General features: G+C 76.5%; 19 protein-coding genes and 1 pseudogene. 3 read left to right on the top strand and 17 right to left on the bottom strand.

Translation table 11 applies throughout. The features are described from left to right. Positions 1–29 precede the first annotated feature (29 nt). From rimI to GC089_RS04825, 6 genes are read right to left on the bottom strand one after another with little or no spacing between them, the layout of a single operon-like run. Positions 30–530: a ribosomal protein S18-alanine N-acetyltransferase gene (rimI, locus tag GC089_RS04850; RefSeq protein WP_230685063.1), complete on the bottom strand. Its 501-nt coding sequence runs from the start codon at positions 528–530 to the stop codon at positions 30–32. After that, positions 527–1213, bottom strand: coding sequence for a tRNA (adenosine(37)-N6)-threonylcarbamoyltransferase complex dimerization subunit type 1 TsaB (gene tsaB, locus GC089_RS04845; RefSeq protein ID WP_155376689.1), 687 nt, complete (start codon positions 1211–1213; stop codon positions 527–529). The genes rimI and tsaB overlap by 4 nt, the downstream gene beginning before the upstream one ends. After that, positions 1210–1758: a tRNA (adenosine(37)-N6)-threonylcarbamoyltransferase complex ATPase subunit type 1 TsaE gene (tsaE, locus tag GC089_RS04840; protein ID WP_155376688.1), complete on the bottom strand. Its 549-nt coding sequence runs from the start codon at positions 1756–1758 to the stop codon at positions 1210–1212. The genes tsaB and tsaE overlap by 4 nt, the downstream gene beginning before the upstream one ends. Beyond that, positions 1755–2993: an alanine racemase gene (gene alr / locus GC089_RS04835; protein ID WP_155376687.1), complete on the bottom strand. Its 1239-nt coding sequence runs from the start codon at positions 2991–2993 to the stop codon at positions 1755–1757. Before alr ends, tsaE begins: the two co-directional genes overlap by 4 nt. 52 nt (positions 2994–3045) lie before the next feature. Continuing rightward, positions 3046–3729: a nucleoside/nucleotide kinase family protein gene (locus tag GC089_RS04830; protein ID WP_155378937.1), complete on the bottom strand. Its 684-nt coding sequence runs from the start codon at positions 3727–3729 to the stop codon at positions 3046–3048. A gap of 8 nt (positions 3730–3737) precedes the next feature. Further along, a complete protein-coding gene (locus GC089_RS04825; protein ID WP_230685062.1) occupies positions 3738–5306 on the bottom strand; it encodes a bifunctional ADP-dependent NAD(P)H-hydrate dehydratase/NAD(P)H-hydrate epimerase in 1569 nt (522 codons plus the stop codon). A 99-nt stretch (positions 5307–5405) separates the two neighbouring features. On the opposite strand from GC089_RS04825, the pseudogene GC089_RS04820 reads away from it, so the two are divergent. Beyond that, a pseudogene (locus tag GC089_RS04820) lies at positions 5406–6391 on the top strand (LLM class F420-dependent oxidoreductase). A gap of 57 nt (positions 6392–6448) precedes the next feature. On the opposite strand, the gene GC089_RS04815 reads toward GC089_RS04820, so the two are convergent. Further along, positions 6449–6805 carry a holo-ACP synthase gene (locus GC089_RS04815; protein WP_155376686.1) on the bottom strand — a complete coding sequence of 119 codons (357 nt, stop codon included), beginning with the start codon at positions 6803–6805 and terminating at the stop codon, positions 6449–6451. Positions 6806–6833: 28 nt separating this feature from the next. After that, positions 6834–8690: a glutamine--fructose-6-phosphate transaminase (isomerizing) gene (gene glmS / locus GC089_RS04810; protein WP_155376685.1), complete on the bottom strand. Its 1857-nt coding sequence runs from the start codon at positions 8688–8690 to the stop codon at positions 6834–6836. A 91-nt stretch (positions 8691–8781) separates the two neighbouring features. On the opposite strand from glmS, the gene coaA reads away from it, so the two are divergent. Next, positions 8782–9738, top strand: coding sequence for a type I pantothenate kinase (gene coaA / locus GC089_RS04805; protein WP_155376684.1), 957 nt, complete (start codon positions 8782–8784; stop codon positions 9736–9738). A gap of 7 nt (positions 9739–9745) precedes the next feature. Here coaA and GC089_RS04800 read toward each other — a convergent pair whose 3' ends face one another. The 8 genes from GC089_RS04800 to GC089_RS04765 all read right to left on the bottom strand — a co-directional run bounded on the left by GC089_RS04800 (position 9746) and on the right by GC089_RS04765 (position 17407). Then, the gene (locus GC089_RS04800) at positions 9746–10369 is read right to left on the bottom strand and encodes a hypothetical protein (protein WP_155376683.1); all 624 of its coding nucleotides are present in this window, start codon (positions 10367–10369) and stop codon (positions 9746–9748) included. Between the two features lie 241 nt (positions 10370–10610). Further along, the gene (locus tag GC089_RS04795) at positions 10611–11312 is read right to left on the bottom strand and encodes a DedA family protein (protein WP_230685061.1); all 702 of its coding nucleotides are present in this window, start codon (positions 11310–11312) and stop codon (positions 10611–10613) included. A gap of 94 nt (positions 11313–11406) precedes the next feature. Next, on the bottom strand, positions 11407–12210 hold the full coding sequence (locus GC089_RS04790) for a glutamine amidotransferase (RefSeq protein ID WP_155376681.1): 804 nt from the start codon (positions 12208–12210) through the stop codon (positions 11407–11409). A 37-nt stretch (positions 12211–12247) separates the two neighbouring features. Further along, positions 12248–12946 carry a peptide deformylase gene (locus tag GC089_RS04785; protein WP_230685060.1) on the bottom strand — a complete coding sequence of 233 codons (699 nt, stop codon included), beginning with the start codon at positions 12944–12946 and terminating at the stop codon, positions 12248–12250. A 7-nt stretch (positions 12947–12953) separates the two neighbouring features. Continuing rightward, positions 12954–14300, bottom strand: coding sequence for a phosphoglucosamine mutase (glmM, locus tag GC089_RS04780; RefSeq protein ID WP_155376680.1), 1347 nt, complete (start codon positions 14298–14300; stop codon positions 12954–12956). Between the two features lie 177 nt (positions 14301–14477). Beyond that, positions 14478–14966 carry a 30S ribosomal protein S9 gene (gene rpsI, locus GC089_RS04775; RefSeq protein ID WP_155376679.1) on the bottom strand — a complete coding sequence of 163 codons (489 nt, stop codon included), beginning with the start codon at positions 14964–14966 and terminating at the stop codon, positions 14478–14480. Between the two features lie 46 nt (positions 14967–15012). Beyond that, positions 15013–15456: a 50S ribosomal protein L13 gene (gene rplM / locus GC089_RS04770; RefSeq protein ID WP_136519195.1), complete on the bottom strand. Its 444-nt coding sequence runs from the start codon at positions 15454–15456 to the stop codon at positions 15013–15015. A 268-nt stretch (positions 15457–15724) separates the two neighbouring features. Further along, positions 15725–17407 (bottom strand): ATP-binding cassette domain-containing protein, encoded by a 1683-nt coding sequence (locus tag GC089_RS04765; RefSeq protein ID WP_155376678.1) that lies wholly within the window; start codon positions 17405–17407, stop codon positions 15725–15727. 119 nt (positions 17408–17526) lie between these two features. Between GC089_RS04765 and GC089_RS04760 the strand changes: the two genes are divergently transcribed. Then, the gene (locus GC089_RS04760) at positions 17527–18030 is read left to right on the top strand and encodes a DUF5709 domain-containing protein (protein WP_230685059.1); all 504 of its coding nucleotides are present in this window, start codon (positions 17527–17529) and stop codon (positions 18028–18030) included. A gap of 42 nt (positions 18031–18072) precedes the next feature. Here the strand turns inward: GC089_RS04760 and truA are convergent, their stop codons facing one another. Beyond that, positions 18073–18966, bottom strand: a complete 894-nt coding sequence (gene truA, locus GC089_RS04755) for a tRNA pseudouridine(38-40) synthase TruA (protein WP_230685194.1) — start codon at positions 18964–18966, stop codon at positions 18073–18075. Between the last annotated feature and the right edge of the window lie 71 nt (positions 18967–19037).

The raw sequence follows: 19037 nt of genomic DNA, 5'->3' as shown, positions 1-19037 counted from the left end.
CGCCGAGCCTGGTCGTCGAACCCGGTCGCTCAGCGGGCGCGCAGCTCCAGCCGCATCGTCCAGGCGTCGACGCCCTCCGGCTGGTAGTAGCCGCGCCGGCGCCCCAGCCGCGTGAAGCCCAGGCTCTCGTACAGGTGGATCGCCGGGTCGTTGTCGACCCGGACCTCGAGCAGCGCCGACTCGGCGCCCGTCCCGCGGGCCTGCTCGAGCAGGTGCACGAGCAGGAGCCGGCCGATCCCGCGGCCCTGGTGCGCGGCGTCCGTGCCCACGGTCATCACCTGCACGTCGTACCCGTCGAACCACGTGCCGGCGTAGCCGACGAGGCGTCCGTCGGGGAGGACCGCACCGACGTAGGTGCGCCCAGGACCCGTGATCTCCTCGCGCAGCGACTCCCCCGACCACGCCCCGGCCCCGAACAGCTCGCCCTCCATGCGCACGAGCTCGGGCAGGTCGTCGGGCGTCAGCGGCCGCACCGTCACGGCGCCGTGCGCGGGCGTGCCCGCGGGGGCGCCCGGCGCGGCCGCCGTCACGCCAGGGCCCGCTTGCGCGCCGTCGGCGGCTGCGCGTCGGGGCGGCGCAGGTACAGCGGCTCGGTCGGCAGGTCCTCGCCCGCCGCGGCCCGCGCGACCGCGAGCCGCACGAGCAGGGCCGGGTCCGGCGAGCGCAGGCCCGCGGCGCGGTCCGACACGGGCGTCCGCACCACGCCGAAGACGTCGGGGTAGGCGTCGCGGCCCCCGCCGATGACGAGCTCACCGGGGCGGCGCGGCACGTCCGCGGGCGCCGCCACGTCCGGCCCGGCGACGACGACCGGCGCGCCGTCGCGCACGTCGTACGCCGTCCAGTAGACCTCCCGCCGGCGCGCGTCGGTGACGACCAGCAGCGGTGCGCCCTCGTCGACGACGTCGGCGGCCGCGGCCGCGAGCGCGTCGTGGCTCGGCACGCCCCAGACCGGCACGCCGAGCGCGAGACCCAGCACGCGCGCGGTCACCAGGCCGACGCGCAGACCCGTGAACGGCGCGGGACCGGTGCCGACCACGATCCCGGTGACGTCCCCCACGCCGAGTCCCTCCGCCGCGAGCGCGTCGCGCACGAGCGGCGCGAGCTGCTCCACGTGGCGGCGCGGCGCGTCGTCGCCCACGGTCCTGCTGGTGCCGTCCGCGTGGACGACCGCGACCGCGACGTCGCCCGACGTGTCGATGCCCACCCAGGTCACGCGTCCTCCTCCGTCGTCCCCGGCGCGGCCGGCAGCGCGACGCCGCGCCAGCGCTCCCCCACGCCCCGCGCGGTGAGCACACGCTCGCCCGCCGCGGCGTCCTGCACGTCGTCGTCGGCGGCCAGGCCGCCGTGCGGCCGCGCGAGGCGGACCTCCAGCCGGTCCTCGGCGAGCGGCTCGACCCAGCCCTCGCCCCACTCCACGACCGTGACCGCCTCGTCGAGGCTGGCGTCGAGGTCGAGCGCCTCCACCTCGTCGAACGAGCCCAGCCGGTACGCGTCCACGTGGACGAGCGCGGGGCCGCGCGTGCCGTCCGGGCGCGGCAGCGGGGGGTGCTCCCGCGCGATGACGAACGTCGGCGACGCGACCTGCCCGCGCACGTGCAGCCCCTCGCCCAGCCCCTGCGTGAGGGTGGTCTTGCCGGCGCCGAGGTCGCCGGACAGCACGACGAGGTCGCCCGCGCGCAGGACCTGCGCGAGCGCGCGCCCCCAGGCGCGCGTCGTGTCGGCGTCCGGCAGGCGCACGACGTGCTCCGCGCCGCTCACGCGGCACCTCCCGCGGGGACGGCGGCGGACACGGCGTCGGACACGGCGGCGGACCCTGCGGGGACCGGTGCGACGGTCTCGCGCTCGTGGTCCACGTACGTCCGCGGCACGCGCGCGCCGACGCGCGTGACGATCTCGTAGGAGATGGTGCCGGCGGCGTCGGCCCAGTCCTGCGCGGTGGGCTCGCCCGCGGTGCCGGGGCCGAACAGCACGACACGGTCACCGGGGACGTCGCGCGCACCGGCGCCGAGGTCGACGACGACCTGGTCCATGCACACCCGGCCCGCCACGCCCAGGCGCCGGCCGCCCACCTGCAGCGGCCCGCCGGGGCGCTCCTGCGTGCCCGAGGCGTGCCGCGGCACGCCGTCCGCGTACCCGACCGGGACGATGCCGAGGACGGTGTCGTGCGGCACGACGTACTGGTGCCCGTACGACACGCCCGCCCCCGCCGGCACGGCCTTGACCGTCGCCAGCTCGGCCTCGAAGGTCATGGCCGGCACGAGGCCGAACGCGTCCGGCCCGCCGACCTGCGGCACGGGCGACAGCCCGTAGACCGCGATCCCCGGACGCACGACGTCCCAGTGCAGCGCGGGGTCGGTGAGCGTGGCGGCCGCGTTCGCCAGGTGCCGGACCTCGAGGCGCACACCGGCCGCCTCGACGGCGGCGACGGCCTCGGCGAACACGACCGCCTGCCGGCGCACCACCGGGTGTCCCGGGTCGTCCGCGAGCGCGAGGTGCGAGAACACGCCGACGACGTCGACGACGCCCTCGGCCTCGAGCGCGCGCGCGGCCGCGAGCACGTCGGGCAGCTGCGTCGGCACGAGGCCGTTGCGCCCCAGCCCGGTGTCCACCTTCAGGTGCAGCCGCGCGGTGCGCCCGGCCTCCCGCGCGGCGCGCGCCACCGCGTCGAGCGCCCAGGGCGCCGCGACCGCGAGGTCGACGTCGGCCTCGACCGCCGCGCGCAGCGGGGCGGCGGGCGTGTACAGCCACGCCAGGACCCGCACGCCGGTGACGCCCGCGCGCCGCAGCTCCAGGGCCTCGTCGACCTGCGCGACGCCGAGCCACGTCGCGCCGCCCGCGACGGCCGCGACGGCGCTGGGGACGAGCCCGTGCCCGTACGCGTCGGCCTTGACGACGGCCATCACCTGGGCGGTCGGCGCGTGCGCGGCGAGGGAGCGGACGTTCTGGCGCACCGCGGCGAGGTCGACGACGGCGCGTGCCGGGAAGTCGTTCACGGGCGCCAGTCTCTCACCGCGGGCGCGTCGTCCGGCGGCACCGCGCACCCGCTCACCCCAGCAGGTCCGGCGTGACGACCACGTCCGCCCGGGTCGCGCCGTCCGCGACCAGGCGCGCGTTCGCCTCGTCCGGGCCGGTCGACCACGCCCGTGCCGCCTGCGGCGACTTGCCGAACCGCTCGTGCCGCGCGACGAGCCGCGCGAGGCGCACGTCGTCGTCCGGTGCGAGGAACCACGACTCGTCGAGCAGACCCGCCACCGGCCCGAAGCCGTGCGCGTCCAGCAGCAGGTAGTTGCCCTCGACGACGACGAGCGGCACGTCCGCCGGCACCGCGACGGCACCGGTGACGCCGTGCCGCAGGTCGCGCCGGTACTCGGGCGCCCACACCGTGCGCCCGGGCTCGGGCGTGCGCAGACGGCGCAGGAGCGCCACCCAGCCGTCCGCGTCGAACGTGTCCGGCGCCCCCTTGCGGTCGGCGCGCCCGAGGCGCTCGAGCGTGCTCTGCGCGAGGTGGAAGCCGTCCATCGGCGCGACGACGCACCGGGCGCCGCACGCGGCGGCGACCTGCGCCGCGAGCGTCGACTTGCCCGCTCCCGGCGGGCCGGCGAGCCCGAGCAGGCGGCGCCCGCCCCGGGCGAGCAGCGCGTCCACACGCGCGGCCAGCACCGGGTGCAGCGGGCCGTCCGACGCCTGCCCCGCGGCCTCGCTCACGCCTGCCCCCACGCCCGCGCTCATGCCCGCGCTCACGCCCGCACCAGGGCGGCGACGACCGCCGGCACCGCCGCCGCGACGTCCGAGGCCGCCACCGGTCCGCCGGGGTTCGCCTCGTGGGCCGCGCGCCCGTGCACGAGGGCCGCGAGCGCGGCGAGCGCCGCGGGCAGCGTCGGGTCCTCGACGGCGTCCGCCGACCGGCCCGCGAGCACGGCCCCCAGGACCCCGCCGAGCACGTCGCCGGCGCCGGCGGTCGCGAGCCACGCGGGTGCGTCCGCCTGGGTGTAGGCCGTGCCGTGCGGACCCACGACGACGGTCACGGCGCCCTTGAGCAGCACCGTCGCACCGGTCAGCTCGTGGGTCCGGCGGGCGTGCGCGAGCGGTGCGGCCTCGACGTCGGCGCGCGAGACGTCCTCCCCGCGTCCCCGCAGCAGCGTCGCGAGCTCGCCCGCGTGCGGCGTGAGCACGACGTGGGCGGGCACGCGTGGGGGCAGCAGGTCGAGCGCACCGGCGTCGACCACGGCGGGCTCGTCGTGCGCCACCGCGTGCGCGAGCGCGTCCCGCACCCGCGCGCGCTGCGCGTCGTCGTCCGGGGCGACGCCCGAGCCGAGCACCCACGCCTGCACCCGGCCCTCGCCGACGACGACCTCCGGGTGCGCGGCGAGCACCTGCGGACCGGCGTCGCCCACGTACCGCACCATCCCGACCCCCGCGCCCAGCGCACCGGACACGGAGAGCACCGCGGCCCCCGGGTACGCGGCGGAGCCGGCCACCACGCCGAGCACCCCCCGCGAGTACTTCTGCGCCGTGCCGCCGGGCACGGGCCACAGGTCGGCGGCGTCCGACGTCTCCAGCCGCGCCACGGCCGCGCGGGCGGGCAGCGCGAGGCCGATGTCGACCGTCTCCACGGCCCCCGCGGCCGCGGCGGCGGGCGGCAGCAGCAGCGCGGGCTTGGGCGTGCCGAACGTGACGGTGAGGTCCGCGTGCACGACGGGGCCGTCGGCCGTCCCGTCCGCGACGCCGACCCCCGAGGGCACGTCGACCGCGACCACGAGCGGACGCCCCGCCGTCCCGCGCACCCGCGCGAGGGCCGCGACGAGCGCCGCACCCGCACCGCGCACGCCGCCGCCACGGGCACCGATGCCGAGGAGCCCGTCGAGCACGACGTCCGCCGAGGCGAGCAGGCCGTCCACCTCCCGGCCGCCGTCCTGCCCCGCGTCGTCCCGTCCCGCGCCGCCGTCCCCCGCGCCGCCGGTCCCCGCCGCCACGGCGGTGAGCCCGTCGACCCGCACGACGCGCCCGTGCGCGCCGACGAGCGCCGCCAGCCCCGCGTCGTGCACCGCCGGGGACGCGAGGAGCGCGGTCACCCGCGCCCCGCGCCGCGCGAGGCGGGCACCGGCGTGCAGCGCGTCGCCGCCGTTGTTGCCCGCGCCGACGAGGAGGACGACGTGCGCCCCCCGGACGCGTCCGCGCACCGCACGCAGGACCTCGGCGGTACGCACCGCGAGCGCGAACGCGGCCCGGTCCATGAGCGGCACCCCCGCCGCGAGCAGCGGCTCCTCGGCCGCGCGGACGTCCTCGGGGTCGTGGGAGAGCAGCACCCGACCATCCTGGCCCGGGCGTCCACGCCGTGCGAGCGGCCCGCGCACGGCCCTGCCCTCGTCCGGGCCCCCGCCACGCCCCGGTATAGCGTGCGACGCATGCGCTTCGGACTCTTCATCCCCCAGGGCTGGCGGCAGGACCTCACGGGCATCGACCCCCGGCAGCACTGGCCGGTCATGCGCGGGCTCGCGCAGTGGGCCGACGCCGGCGACGCCTTCGAGTCGATCTGGGTCTACGACCACTTCCACGCCGTGCCCGAGCCGAACGGGGAGGCGACGCACGAGGCGTGGAGCCTCGTCACGGCGTTCGGCGCCGTCACCCACCGCGTCCGCCTCGGTCAGATGTGCACGTGCATGGCGTACCGCAACCCCGCCTACCTGGCGAAGGTCGCCACCACCGCGGACCACGTGTCCGGCGGGCGCGTCGAGATGGGCATCGGCGCCGGCTGGTACGAGCACGAGTGGCGTGCGTACGGCTACGGCTTCCCCACCGCGGGCGAGCGGATCGCCATGCTCGACGAGGGCGTGCAGATCTTCCGGCAGCTGTGGAGCGAGGGCACCGCGACGCTCGACGGGAAGCACTACCAGGTGGACGGCGCGCAGCTCTCGCCGCTGCCGCTGCAGGCCGGCGGCCCGCCGCTGTGGATCGCGGGCGGCGGCGAGCGCAAGACGCTGCGGATCGCCGCGCAGCACGCCGCGTACACGAACTTCGACGGCACGCCGGAGGGCTTCGCGCACAAGTCCCAGGTGCTGCGCGGGCACTGCGAGGAGCTCGGCCGCGACTTCGACGAGATCGTGCGGTCCGCCAACTACAACGTCGTGATCGGGCGCACCGAGGCGGAGGTCGCGGACCGGCTGGCGTGGGTGCGCGAGCACTACGCCGCCACCGTGCCGGCCAAGGCCGACGAGGTCGCGGAGCAGTTCCGGACCGGGCCGCTCGTCGGCACCCCGAGCAGATCGTCGAGAAGCTGCGCGAGCTGCAGGGCCTCGGCATGACCTACGCCATCACGTACTTCGCCGAGGCGGCGTACGACCGCTCGGGCATCGAGCTGTTCGCGAGCGAGGTCGTCCCGCACCTGCGCTGAGCGCGCCCGCGACGCCCCGGCCCCGTCACGGCGACGGGCCGGGGCGTCCGTGCGCGACTACGCGTCGCGCTCGGCCACGACGACGGCGGACGCGATGCCCGCGTCGTGCGAGATCGACAGGTGGAACCGGTCGACGCCCAGCTCGTCGGCGCGGGCCCGCACCGTCCCCGTGATCTCCACGACGGGCTGCGCACCGGCGACGCGGCGCACGGTCGCGTCCTGCCAGCTCATCCCCGGCGGCGCACCGAGCGCCTTGGCGATCGCCTCCTTGGCGGCGAACCGCGCGGCGAGCGACGCGGGCGGCAGGTCGCGCTCGTCCGGCGTGAACAGCCGCGTGCGCAGCCCCGGCACGCGCTCGATCGTGGCGAGGAAGCGCGCGACGTCGACGACGTCGATGCCGACGCCGACGATCACGCGCGGCCGCCCGCGGGCCCGCCCCGGCTCACTCGACCGTGACGGACTTCGCCAGGTTGCGCGGCTGGTCGACGTCCAGGCCCTTGGCCGACGCGAGCTCGCACGCGAAGATCTGCAGCGGCACGACCGCGAGCAGCGGCGCGAGCAGCGTCGACGTCTGCGGGACCGAGAACACCTCGTCGGCGAACGGCCGCACCGCCTCGTCGCCCTCCTCGGCGATCACGAGCGTGCGCGCGCCCCGGGCGCGGATCTCCTGGATGTTCGAGACGACCTTCGAGTGCAGGGAGTCCCGGCCGCGCGGCGACGGCACGACGACGAACACCGGCTGCCCCGGCTCGATGAGCGCGATGGGCCCGTGCTTGAGCTCGCCCGCCGCGAACCCCTCCGCGTGGATGTACGCGAGCTCCTTGAGCTTGAGCGCGCCCTCCATCGCGACCGGGTAGCCGACGTGACGACCGAGGAACAGCACGGACTGCGTGTCCGCCATCCACCGGGCGATCTCCCGCACGCGTCCCGCACGGTCCAGCACCTGCTGGATCTTCTCCGGGATGGCGCGCAGCTCGTCGAGCACCTGCGCGATCTCGTCCGCGAACTTGTTGCCCCGCAGCTGGGCCAGGTACAGCCCGAGCAGGTACGCCGCGGTGATCTGCGACAGGAACGCCTTGGTCGACGCCACGGCGATCTCCGGGCCCGCGTGGGTGTACAGCGCGGCGTCGGCCTCGCGCGGGATCGTCGACCCGTGGGTGTTGACGATGGCGAGCGTCGTCGCTCCCTGCTCCTTGGCGTGGCGCACCGCCATGAGCGTGTCCATCGTCTCGCCGGACTGCGAGACCGCGACGACGAGGGTCCGCTCGTCGACGACCGGGTCCCGGTAGCGGAACTCGTGCGCCAGCTCGACCTCGACGGGGATGCGGCACCAGTGCTCGATCGCGTACTTCGCCACCTGGCCCGCGTACGCCGCCGTGCCGCAGGCGACGACGACGATCTTGTCGACCGCGCGCAGCACCGCCTCGTCGATGCGCAGCTCGTCGAGCACGAGCCGGCCGGAGGCGTCCGTGCGCCCGAGCAGCGTGTCCGCGACCGCGTGCGGCTGGTCGTGGATCTCCTTGTCCATGAAGGAGCGGAAACCGCCCTTCTCGGCGGCCTTCGCGTCCCAGGTGACGGTGAAGCGGCGGGCCTCGGCCGGCTTCCCGTCGAAGTCGGTGACGTCGACGCTCGTCGGCGTGATCGTCACGACCTGGTCCTGGCCGAGCTCGAGCGCCTCACGGGTGGAGGCGATGAAGGCGCTCACGTCGGAGCCGAGGAAGTTCTCCCCCTCCCCCAAACCGACGACGAGGGGCGAGTCGTGCCGCGCGCCGACGACCGTGGTCGGGTCGTCCGCGTGCACGGCCAGCAGCGTGAACGTGCCGTGCAGGCGCCGCGCGACCGCCGTCAGCGCGGCCGTGAGGTCCTGCGCGCCCTCGTACTCGCGGGCGACGAGGTGCGCCACGACCTCGGTGTCCGTCTCGGACTCGAAGGCGACGCCCGCCGCCTGCAGCTCCGCCTTCAGCGGCGCGAAGTTCTCGACGATGCCGTTGTGGATGACGGCGACCCGCCCCGACACGTGCGGGTGCGCGTTGACGTCGGTGGGCCCGCCGTGGGTCGCCCAGCGCGTGTGGCCGATCGCGGCGGTCGCGTCCGGCAGCGGGTGGGCGTCGATCTCCTCGACGAGGTTGGCGAGCTTGCCCGCCTTCTTCGCGGTCGCCAGCGGCGCCCCCGGCGACACCAGCGCGACACCGGCGGAGTCGTACCCCCGGTACTCCAGCCGGCGCAGCCCTTCGAGGACGACCTCCAGAGGTCGACCGTTCGGCTGCTGGCTCCCGACGTACCCGACGATCCCGCACATGGGCACGATCCTAACGACAGCCGCCGACGCCCCGGGGCCGCTGCCCGGGCGCCGGGGCGGCGGGCGGCGCGGCGTGCGCCACAATCGTCGGGTGCCGACGTCCTCCGCCGTGGTGCCCGCCACCCCGTACGTCGACCTGGACCGCGAGGCGTGGACCCGCCTGTCCGCGTCGACCCCCATGCCGCTCACCGACGCCGACGTCGCGCGCCTGCGCGGGCTGGGCGACCCGATCGACCTCGCCGAGGTGGACGCGATCTACCGGCCGCTGTCCCGGCTGCTCGACCTGTACATCCAGGCGACGCGCGGACTGCACCGGGCGACCAGCACCTTCCTGCGCGAGGACGTCGGCCGCACGCCGTTCGTCATCGGGGTGGCCGGGTCGGTCGCCGTGGGCAAGTCGACGACCGCGCGCCTGCTGCGCGAGCTGATCGCACGGTGGCCCGCGACGCCGCGCGTCGAGCTCGTCACGACCGACGGGTTCCTGCACCCGAACGCCGAGCTCGAGCGGCGCGGGCTGCTGCAGCGCAAGGGGTTCCCGGAGTCCTACGACCGGCGCGCGCTGCTGCGGTTCGTCTCCAAGGTCAAGGCGGGGCGGCCCGAGGTCCCGGTGCCGGTGTACGACCACCTGACGTACGACATCGTCCCCGGCGCCGAGGTCGTGGTCCGCCGCCCGGACGTGCTCATCGTCGAGGGCCTGAACGTCCTGCAGCCGGCGCGCCCGACGCTGGAGGGCACGTCGAACCTCGCGCTCAGCGACTTCTTCGACTTCTCCATCTACGTCGACGCGCGCACGGCCGACGTGAAGCAGTGGTACGTGGACCGGTTCCTGTCGCTGCGGGCCACCGCGTTCGCGCGGCCCGAGTCGTACTTCCACCGGTACGCCTCGCTCACCGACGAGGAGGCGGTCGCGCGGGCGGAGAGCATCTGGGACACGATCAACGCGCCCAACCTCGAGCAGAACATCGTGCCGACCCGCTCGCGCGCGACGCTGGTGCTCACGAAGGGCTCGGACCACGCCGTGCAGCGGGTGCGCCTGCGCAAGCTCTGACGCGCGGTCAGGGCCCCGCGGTGCGCGCCCCGGGCGCGCCCGGCCCCGGCGAGCCGTCGGTCGCGGGCACGACGAGGTCGACCGGCTCCTCGGTGGCGCGCACGACGTCGAGCTCGGCGAGCGCGGCGGTCAGACCGTCTCCCGCGCCGCCGCACGCGACGTCCGCGGGCAGCAGGACGCCGCCGTCCAGCGCGTCGAGCAGCCACACCTGGGGCGCCGGGCCGTCCTCGCACGCCGCAGCGGTGCGCACCGGCCCGACGGCCGCGAGCACGTCGGTGAGGTCGCCCTCCAGGCGCGTGGACGTGACGGAGTGCCACGTGCCGGCGCTGTCGCGCAGCGGCTGGCCGCGCCCGCACACCAGGACCGTGTCCGCCACGAAGCCGTCGGGCGGGGTGCCGCGCTCGACGGCGGCGGCGGAGGCGGGGACGGAGGCGGCCACGGCGGACGCCGGGTCCAGCGCGAGCGCGCGCAGCACGTCCGGCAGGAGGCAGCTGGCCTCCGCGTGCACGGCGGCCACCGCGGGGGCCGCCGACACGTCACCCCGGGACTGCGGGGCGGCGGTGCACGCGGCCACGGGCAGCACGACGGCGACGACGAGCGCCGCCGTCCCTGCCCCACGCCCCCTGCGCATCCGCCCACCTCTGCCGACCCGTCCCCGCGGACGACGACGGGCCCCCGGTCACCCGGGTGCCTCGCGCGGGCGGGGAAGGACGACTCCGCCGTCGTCCCGCGGACGAGCGTACGGCCGCCCCGCGCGTCACCCGGTCGGCCGATACCGGATCGTTGTCACGGGCGCCGGATCGTCATGTCATCGTGACCTCGACCGGCCCGGACCGGCCACGACGCGCTGCGCGGGAACCGCCGCGGCGCGCTCAGGCCGCCGTGTCCGCGACGCCGGGCGCCACCGGGACACCCTCCTCGTCGTCGCCCGCGGCGCTCGCCGGCGACTCCTCGGCGCGGGCGCCACCACGGGCGGCGTGGTGGGCGGACAGCCCCGTCACGCGGCGCAGCACCCAGTCCACGGCGAGGCCGATGACCAGGCCCCCGACGACCCCGACGACGACCCCGAGGACCGGGTTGTCGTGCCCCAGCACATGTCCGGCCCCGACGCCGATCGCCGTCGAGTACAGCGCCCAGGTGACGGCGGCGATGCCCGTGAGCAGGACGAACCGGCGCCGCCGGAAGCCCACCGCACCCGCGGTCATGTTCACCGCCACCCGGCCGACGGGGATGTACCGGGCCGCGATGATGAAGGCCGCGCCGCGCGTCGCCAGCGCCCGCTCCGCCCAGTCGAGCACCGCCTGCCCGCGACGGCCGCGGAACCAGCGCAGCTCCCGGACCCGCACGGACCGGCCGATCTGGTAGGCGATCTGGTCGCCGGTGAAGGCGCCCAGGGCCGCGACGAGCACGACGGGCCACAGCGCCGGGCTGCCCGTCGACGCCGACAGCGACGTCAGGGCGATGACGACGGACTCGCTCGGGACCGGCGGGAAGAAGCCGTCGATCGTCGCGAACGCGTACAGGACGGGGAATATCCACGACGAGCCGGCCAGCTCCAGCGTCCACTGCTCCACGTCGGTGCTCCCCTCGTCCCCCGCCCCCCGGCGAGGTCGGCACATCCCACGCTAGGGCCCGCGTCCCGCCGAGCACATGGGGTTTCCCCCCGATTCAGCCCTGAGCCGACCCGATCTCCGACCACGGGTGCGCGTCCCGCTCCGGCGCATCGGCCCCCGGGTGGAGGCCGGGCCCGGCGTACCGCCGGACGAACGCCGCGAGCACCCCGGACACGCGCACCGCGCTCGCCCGGGCCGCCGCCAGCACCGCGTCCGCCTCCTCCGGCGGGAAGTAGCCGTCGAACCGGTAGGCCTCGACCCGCGTCGTCAGGCCGGCGACGTCGAGCTCGGGGTGGAACTGCGTCGCGTAGACGTTGCGGCCCACGCGGAACGCCTGCACCGGCGCACCGTCCGAGGACGCCAGCACCTCGGCGTGGGGCGGCGGCACCGTGAGCCCCTCCTTGTGCCCGACGAACGCCTCGAACGCCGGCGGCGCGGCGCCGAGGACGGGGTCGGCGCGCCCCGCCTCCGTCAGCCGTACCGTCACCGCGCCGACCGGCTCCGGGTACGTCCGGTCCACGAGCCCGCCCTGGTGCCGGCCCAGCGTGCCGATGCCATAGCAGGCACCGAAGAACGGCGTGTCCGCCGGGACGACCGCGTCGAGGAGGCGTGCCAGGTCGGCCTCGACGCGGCGCTGCACGGCGGACTTGCCGTGCTCGGGGTCGCTCACGCAGAAGGGACCGCCACCCAGGACGATGCCCGACCACGCGGTGAGGTCGACCGGGGGCAGGGGCGCCGCCTCGAGCCGGACCCGCCGCAGCGTCGACTCGGTCAGGCCGGTGCTCCGCAGCATCGCGGCGTACTCGTCGTCGGCGGGGGCGTCCTCCGGGCGCACCCCCAGGAACAGGAACGGTCGCACACGCCTCACCTCCGGCGCCCGGGCGGGCGCCCGGACGTCAGCCGGCGGACGCGGGCAGGTCGAACCCGAGCGTGCGGGCCGCCTCGCGGGGCGCCGGCTCCGACGCCCAGTGTGCGCCCAGCGCGTCGGTCGCCGCCAACGAGCGGGTCTCCGCGCGGTCCAGGTACAGGGTGCCGCGCAGGTGGTCCGTCTCGTGCTGGACGATCCGTGCCGGCCAGCCGGACAGGACCTCGTCGACCGCGCGGCCGTGCTCGTCCTCGCACGTCAGGCGCACGCGCCGGGGACGGGCGACGACGGCGACGTACCCGACGACGGACAGGCAGCCCTCGTAGAACGCGACCCGCTCGTCGTCGACGGCGGTGTACGACGGGTTGACCAGCACCCGGAACGGCACCGGCTCGCGCTCGCGCACGCGCGCGACCTCCGCGTCCTCGACCCCGGGGTCCTCGACCACCGCGAGCGCGACGGGCAGCCCGATCTGCGGGGCCGCGAGCCCCACGCCGGGGGCGGCGCGCATCGTGCGGTGCATGAGGGCGAGCAGCTCGCCGAGGTCGTCCGCGGCCAGCTGGCCCTCGTAGGGCACCGCCGCCGTGCGCAGCGCGGGGTGCCCCGCCTGCACGATGGGGGCCACCGCGTCCGGACCGGCGGCGCGGGCGCGCTCGAGCACCTGCGCGACCAGCGCGCGCAGGGCGTCGTCACGTGCCGCCCGGGCCGCCGCGGCGTCCTGCGTCGTCACCGTGCCCTCACAGGGCCAGCCGCTCGCGCACGACGTCGGCGAGCTCGTGCGCCACCCGGTCGGCCTCGTCCTGCGTGCCGGCCTCGACCATGACACGGACGAGCGGCTCCGTCCCGGACGGGCGCAGCAGCACGCGCCCCGTCTCGCCGAGCGACTTCTCCGCCGCGGCGACGGCCTCCTGCAGCACACCGTCGTCGGTGCGCGCACGGTCGACGCCGGCCACGTTGACGAGCGTCTGCGGCAGGCGACGGACCACCGAGGCGAGCTCGTGCAGCGACCGGCCCGTGGCCGCGACCTGCGCGGCCAGGTGCAGCGCCGTGAGCACGCCGTCACCCGTCGTCGCGTGGTCCGCGAGGATGATGTGGCCGGACTGCTCGCCGCCGAGCCCGTACCCGCCGGCGCGCATCGCCTCGAGCACGTACCGGTCGCCCACCGCCGTCTCGACGGTCGCGATGCCGGCCGCCTGCATCGCGAGCCGCAGCCCGAGGTTGCTCATCACCGTGGTCACGAGGGTGTCGTGGGGCAGTGCACCGCGGTCGCGCAGCGCGATCGCGAGGACGCCCATGATCTGGTCGCCGTCGACGAGCCGGCCCTCGGCGTCCACGGCGAGGCAGCGGTCCGCGTCGCCGTCGAACGCGACACCGAGGTCGGCGTGCGCGGCGACGACCGCGGCCTGCAGCGGCTCGGGGTGCGTCGAGCCGGCGTCCTCGTTGATGTTGCGCCCGTCGGGCGAGGCGTTGATGACGACGACGTCGGCGCCGGCCTCGCGCAGCGCGGCCGGCCCCACCTCGCTCGCGGCGCCGTTGGCGCAGTCCACGACGATGCGCAGGCCGTCGAGCCGCGTGCCGATCGTGGACACCAGGTGCTCGACGTACTGCTGGCCGGCGAGGCCGATGTCGACCCGGATGCGCCCGACGTCGGCACCGACGGGACGCTCCCAGTCCTCGCCGATCCGGGCCTCGATGGCCCGCTCGACGTCGTCCTCGAGCTTGTGACCCCCACGCGCCAGGAACTTGATGCCGTTGTCCGGCATGGGGTTGTGCGACGCGGACAGCACGACCCCGAGGTCGACACCGCGGGCTCCGGTCAGGTACGCGACGGCCGGCGTCGGCAGCACGCCGACCATGTCGACGTCGACCCCGGCGGACGCGAGCCCGGCCGCCACCGCGGCGGACAGGAACTCGCCGGACGCGCGGGGGTCGCGACCCACCACGGCGCGCGGCCGGTGCCCCTCGAAGGCGCCGCGGCTCGCGAGCACGTGCGCCGCCGCCACGGAGACGTCGAGCGCGAGCTCCGCCGTCACGTCCCGGTTCGCCAGCCCTCGGACCCCGTCCGTGCCGAACAGTCGCCCCATCACACCACTCCCTCGTCCCGGCGGGCAGCCGCACCCACGGTACGGCGGCCGTCGTCGTCCCTGTCCGTCCCGCCGCGGCGCGCCGCCCACCAGGCGGGCACGCCCCCGGCTCCCCCGAGCACGCCGATGGCCCCGCGGGTCGGGTGACCCCCGGGGCCATCGGCAGCGAGCGCTGCGTCAGCGCTTCGAGTACTGCGGCGCCTTGCGGGCCTTCTTGAGACCGGCCTTCTTGCGCTCCACGACGCGCGCGTCGCGGGTGAGGAAGCCGGCCTTCTTCAGGGCCGGGCGGTTGTGCTCGGCGTCGATCGCGTTGAGCGCGCGGGCGATGCCCAGGCGCAGCGCACCGGCCTGGCCGGAGACGCCGCCGCCGCTGATGCGCGCGACGACGTCGAAGCGACCCTCGACGTCGACCGCCTTCAGCGGGGAGTTGACGAGCTGCTGGTGGACCTTGTTCGGGAAGTAGTCCTCCAGCGCGCGGCCGTTGATCGTCCACTGGCCGGTGCCGGGCACCAGGCGGACGCGGGCGACGGCCTCCTTGCGGCGGCCGAGCGCCTGGCCCGGTGCCGTCAGGGACTGGCCACGGCCGACGGGGGCCGCGGACTCGGAGGTGTAGCTGGTGGGCGTCTCGTCGCCCTCGTAGTCGTTCTCGACGGTGGTCTGAGCCACGGTGTCCTCGCGTTCTGTGTTCGTCACTGCCGCAGCAGCCGGGGGCTTACTGCGCCACCTGGGTCAGCTCGAACGGCTTCGGCTGCTGGGCTGCGTGCGGGTGCTCCGGGCCTGCGTAGACCTTCAGCTTGCTCAGCTGCTGACGACCGAGGGTCGTCCGCGGGAGCATGCCGCGGACGGCCTTCTCGATCGCACGCTCGGGGTGCTTCTCGAGCAGGTCCGCGTACCGGGTGGCACGCAGGCCGCCCGGGTAGCCGGAGTGGCGGTAGGCGAGCTTCGTCTCGCGCTTGTTGCCGGTCAGGGCGACCTTCTCGGCGTTGACGACGATGACGAAGTCACCGCCGTCGACGTGGGGCGCGAACGTCGGCTTGTGCTTGCCGCGCAGCAGCGTGGCCACGTGGCTGGCCAGGCGGCCGAGGACGACGTCGGACGCGTCGATGACGTACCAGTTCCGCTCGACGTCGCCGGGCTTCGGGGTGTACGTGCGCACGGGTGTGGGCCTCTGTCTCGTGTTGCGTGTCATGGCCGGGCGCGCAGGGGCGACCGGCCGAGGATGGCTGTCGGAGCATCCCGCCCCGGCGAGTGGGATCGCACCAGGACGGCCATCGGCACCCGGTGGTGAGAAGTCACCGGTGCGCGACAGGGGACGCACAACGAAGCACAAGAGTACCGGCACGCGGCAGCCAGGGCAAAAGACACCCGTCACAGCCGGCACCGCGCAGGTCGCGCGCCCCTGCCGGACGCGCCCGCGCGGGACCTCAGCGGGCCCGTGCCACCCGTCCGACCTCCCACACCGGCTCGGGCGTCTCCACGACGCCGCCGTCCGCCCCGAAGACGAGGAAGCGGTCGAACGTCCGGGTGAACCACCGGTCGTGCGTGACGGCGAGGACCGTCCCGTCGAACGCGGCGAGACCGGCCTCGAGCGCCTCCGCCGACGGCAGGTCGAGGTTGTCGGTCGGCTCGTCGAGGAGCAGCAGGGTCGCCCCGGCCAGCTCCAGCAGCAGGATCTGCAGGCGCGCCTGCTGCCCGCCGGAGAGGGTCTCGTAGCGCTGCTCCGCCGCCGCCACGAGGCCGTAGCGGTCCAGCGCACGGCTCGCCGCCTCCCGCCCCAGCCCCGGGCGGTGGCCGTCACCCCGGTGCAGCACGTCGAGCAGGGTCCGACCCACCAGCTCGGGGTGCGTGTGGTTCTGCGCGAACCACCCCGGCCGCACCCGCGAGCCCAGCACGACCGAGCCCGTGTGCGCGACCGGCGCGGGACGCAGGTCGCCCGCCGGCGCGTGCTCGGGCGCCGGGTCGGTGCCACCACCGGCCAGCAGGCGCAGGAAGTGCGACTTGCCCGAGCCGTTCGAGCCCAGCACCGCCACCCGCTCGCCGTACCAGACCTCCAGGTCGAACGGTCGCATGAGACCCGTCAGGCCGAGCCCCTGCGCGACGACCGCCCGCTTGGCCGTCCTGCCGCCCGTCAGCCGCACCCGCACGCGCTCGTCGCGGGCCACGACGACCGGCGGCCCCGCCTCCTCGAACTTGCGCAGCCGCGTCTGCGCCGCCTGGTACCGGGACGCGAGGCCGTCGTTGAAGGCCGCCTTCTGCTTCAACGTGACGACCAGCTCGCGCAGCTTCGCGTGCTCCTCGTCCCACCGGCGGGCGAGCTCCTCGAGCCGCGCGCGGCGGTCGGCGCGGGCCCGTGCGTACGTCGCGAAGCCCCCACCGTGGGTCCACGCCCGCGCACCGACGGCGGTCGGCTCGAGCGTCACCACGTGGGTGGCCACGCGCGCGAGCGTCTCGCGGTCGTGGCTGACCAGCAGCACCGTCTTCGGCGACTCGACCAGCCGGTCCTCGAGCCAGCGCTTGGTGGGCACGTCGAGCGCGTTGTCCGGCTCGTCGAGGACGAGCACCTCGTCGGGCCCGCGCAGCAGCGCCTCCAGCACCAGACGCTTCTGCTCCCCGCCCGACAGCGTGCGCACGTCCCGGTGCTGCGCGCGCTCGAACGGCAGCGACAGCACGGCGTCCGTGACGACGTCCCACCCGGTCTCGGCGTCGTAGCCGCCCACGTCGGCCCAGTCCGCGAGCGCCTGCGCGTACCGCATCTGGGTCGGTTCGTCGTCGCGCTCCATCATCAGCAGCTCGGCCGCCGCGAGCTCGGCCGCGGCGGCCCGCACGGCGGGCGGCGCGAGGGACGCGAGCAGGTCGCGCACGCTGCGGTCGTCCTCGATGCGCCCGACCTCCTGGCGCATCACGCCGGTCCCGCCGCTGCGCACCACGGCACCGGCGTGCGGCGTGACGTCCCCGGTGACGACGCGCAGCAGCGTCGACTTGCCGACGCCGTTCGGGCCGACCAGGGCCGCGCGCTGCCCCTCGCCGACGCGGAAGGACACGTCGTCGAGCAGGGGACGCCCGTCCGGCAGCGTCCACCCGACACCGGCGACCTCGAGATGACCCATGGGCGCAGTCTCGCGCCCCGCGCGCCCGGCTCCCCAGCCGATTTCGCCCGTGGCGCACGCGCCGCCGGTGGGCGCCCGCTGCTGTGGCGGGGCGGCAGCCGCGGTGCTTGGGTCGTGCCATGAGCGAGGACACGCCTGCCACCAGGACCGACCCCGCCCTCGGGGCAGAGGGGGACAGCAACCAGATCACCGGCGAGGACTCGATGTCCGACCGCCGGACGGGTGACCCGCTGGACGAGGCGATCGTCCCGCCCGAGCGGGACCGTCCGGCGTCGACGCGCTTCGGCGAGACCCACTGGGAGGAGGCGCGCGGCGAGACGCTCGACCAGCGCGTCGCCCAGGAGGAGCCCGAGGTGTGGGACCAGCAGGACGCCGCCCCGCCGGCGGACCGCGACGAGCTGCGCGCCGGCCGCCTGGTCGAGGACGGCGACGCCGTCGACTCCGGCGGCACGAGCGAGTTCGCCGTCGACGCCGGGATCGCCGGCGGTGCGGCCACGTCCGAGGAGGCCGCGGTGCACGTCATCGAGGAGGAGTACGAGGACGCCTACCCCGACGCCCCGGGCCTCGCGGACGACGACGAGGTCACGGGCGACGACGAGCGCTCGCCCGACGACTTCGCCTGACGACCTCGGCCGACGGGGCGGGGGTCCCCCCGCCGTCCCGCGTCAGCCGCAGCAGCCGCCGCCCGGCGCCGGCACGCCCTCGACCTCGTGGGCCCCGCGCCGGGCGCGCGTGCGCTCGGCGCGCTCCGCGAGCTCGCGGTCGGGCGGGTACGCGACCTCCTCGAGCGTGAGGCCGTGCGCCGCGACGACCGTGGCGCCGCCCTCGCGCCGACGCCCCACGAGCAGTGCGTGCGGCCAGTCGACGGGCCGGCGCCCCTCCCCCACGGCGAGGCTCGCGCCGACGAGCGCGCGGACCATCGAGTGGCAGAACGCGTCGGCCTGCACGTGCGCCACCACCAGCCCGGCGTCCGGGCCCTGCGCCGGGCGTGACCACGTGAACTCCTCGAGGGTGCGGATGGTCGTCGCGTCCGGCCGCGGCTTGCAGTAGGCCGCGAAGTCGTGCCGGCCGACCAGCCGGCGGGCCGCCGCGTCCATCGCCCCGACGTCGAGCCGGTGCCGGTGCCACAGGACCCACGCACGGCGGAGGGGGTCGCGCGCCGCCGGGTCGTCGACCACCCGGTACGCGTAGCGCCGGCGCAGGGCGCCGAAGCGGGCGTCGAAGCCGTCGGGGGCACGCGTGACCCGGTGCACGACGAGGTCCGGCGGCAGGACGCCGGCCAGCCGGGTCGCCAGGACGTCGAGCGCGTCCCGGTCCGACCGGCCGCGGGCGGCCGCGAGCGCGGCGGGGAGGACGTCGACGTGGGCCACCTGACCGCGCGCGTGCACACCCGCGTCCGTGCGGCCCGCCACCGTGACGCGCGGTGCCGGCTCGCCGCGGGGCGCGGTCCGCAGGACCGTCGCGAGCGCGTCCTCCAGCGTCCCCTGCACCGTGCGCAGCGCCGGCTGGCGGGCCCAGCCGCTGAAGTCCGTGCCGTCGTAGGCGAGGTCGAGGCGCAGGCGGACGGCCGTGGACGGCGCGTCCGCGGCCGTCGCGTCGTGGGTCCGGGCCTCGTCCGCGCTGTGCACGG

Origin of the sequence: Cellulomonas sp. JZ18 (genome assembly GCF_009720485.1) — a bacterium.
GTDB lineage: Bacteria > Actinomycetota > Actinomycetes > Actinomycetales > Cellulomonadaceae > Cellulomonas.
Note: the sequence above shows the minus strand (reverse complement) of the source record. Positions and strands in the feature narration are given on the sequence as shown.

Bases quoted from the DNA above. Each gene is read 5' to 3' on its own strand.
- GC089_RS04830 (WP_155378937.1), bottom strand. From the start codon at position 3,729: ATGAGCGCGGGCGTGGGGGCAGGCGTGAGCGAGGCCGCGGGGCAGGCG.
- glmS (WP_155376685.1), bottom strand. From the start codon at position 8,690: ATGTGCGGGATCGTCGGGTACGTCGGGAGCCAGCAGCCGAACGGTCGA.
- GC089_RS04800 (WP_155376683.1), bottom strand. From the start codon at position 10,369: ATGCGCAGGGGGCGTGGGGCAGGGACGGCGGCGCTCGTCGTCGCCGTC.
- glmM (WP_155376680.1), bottom strand. From the start codon at position 14,300: ATGGGGCGACTGTTCGGCACGGACGGGGTCCGAGGGCTGGCGAACCGG.
- GC089_RS04765 (WP_155376678.1), bottom strand. From the start codon at position 17,407: ATGGGTCATCTCGAGGTCGCCGGTGTCGGGTGGACGCTGCCGGACGGG.
- GC089_RS04760 (WP_230685059.1), top strand. From the start codon at position 17,527: ATGAGCGAGGACACGCCTGCCACCAGGACCGACCCCGCCCTCGGGGCA.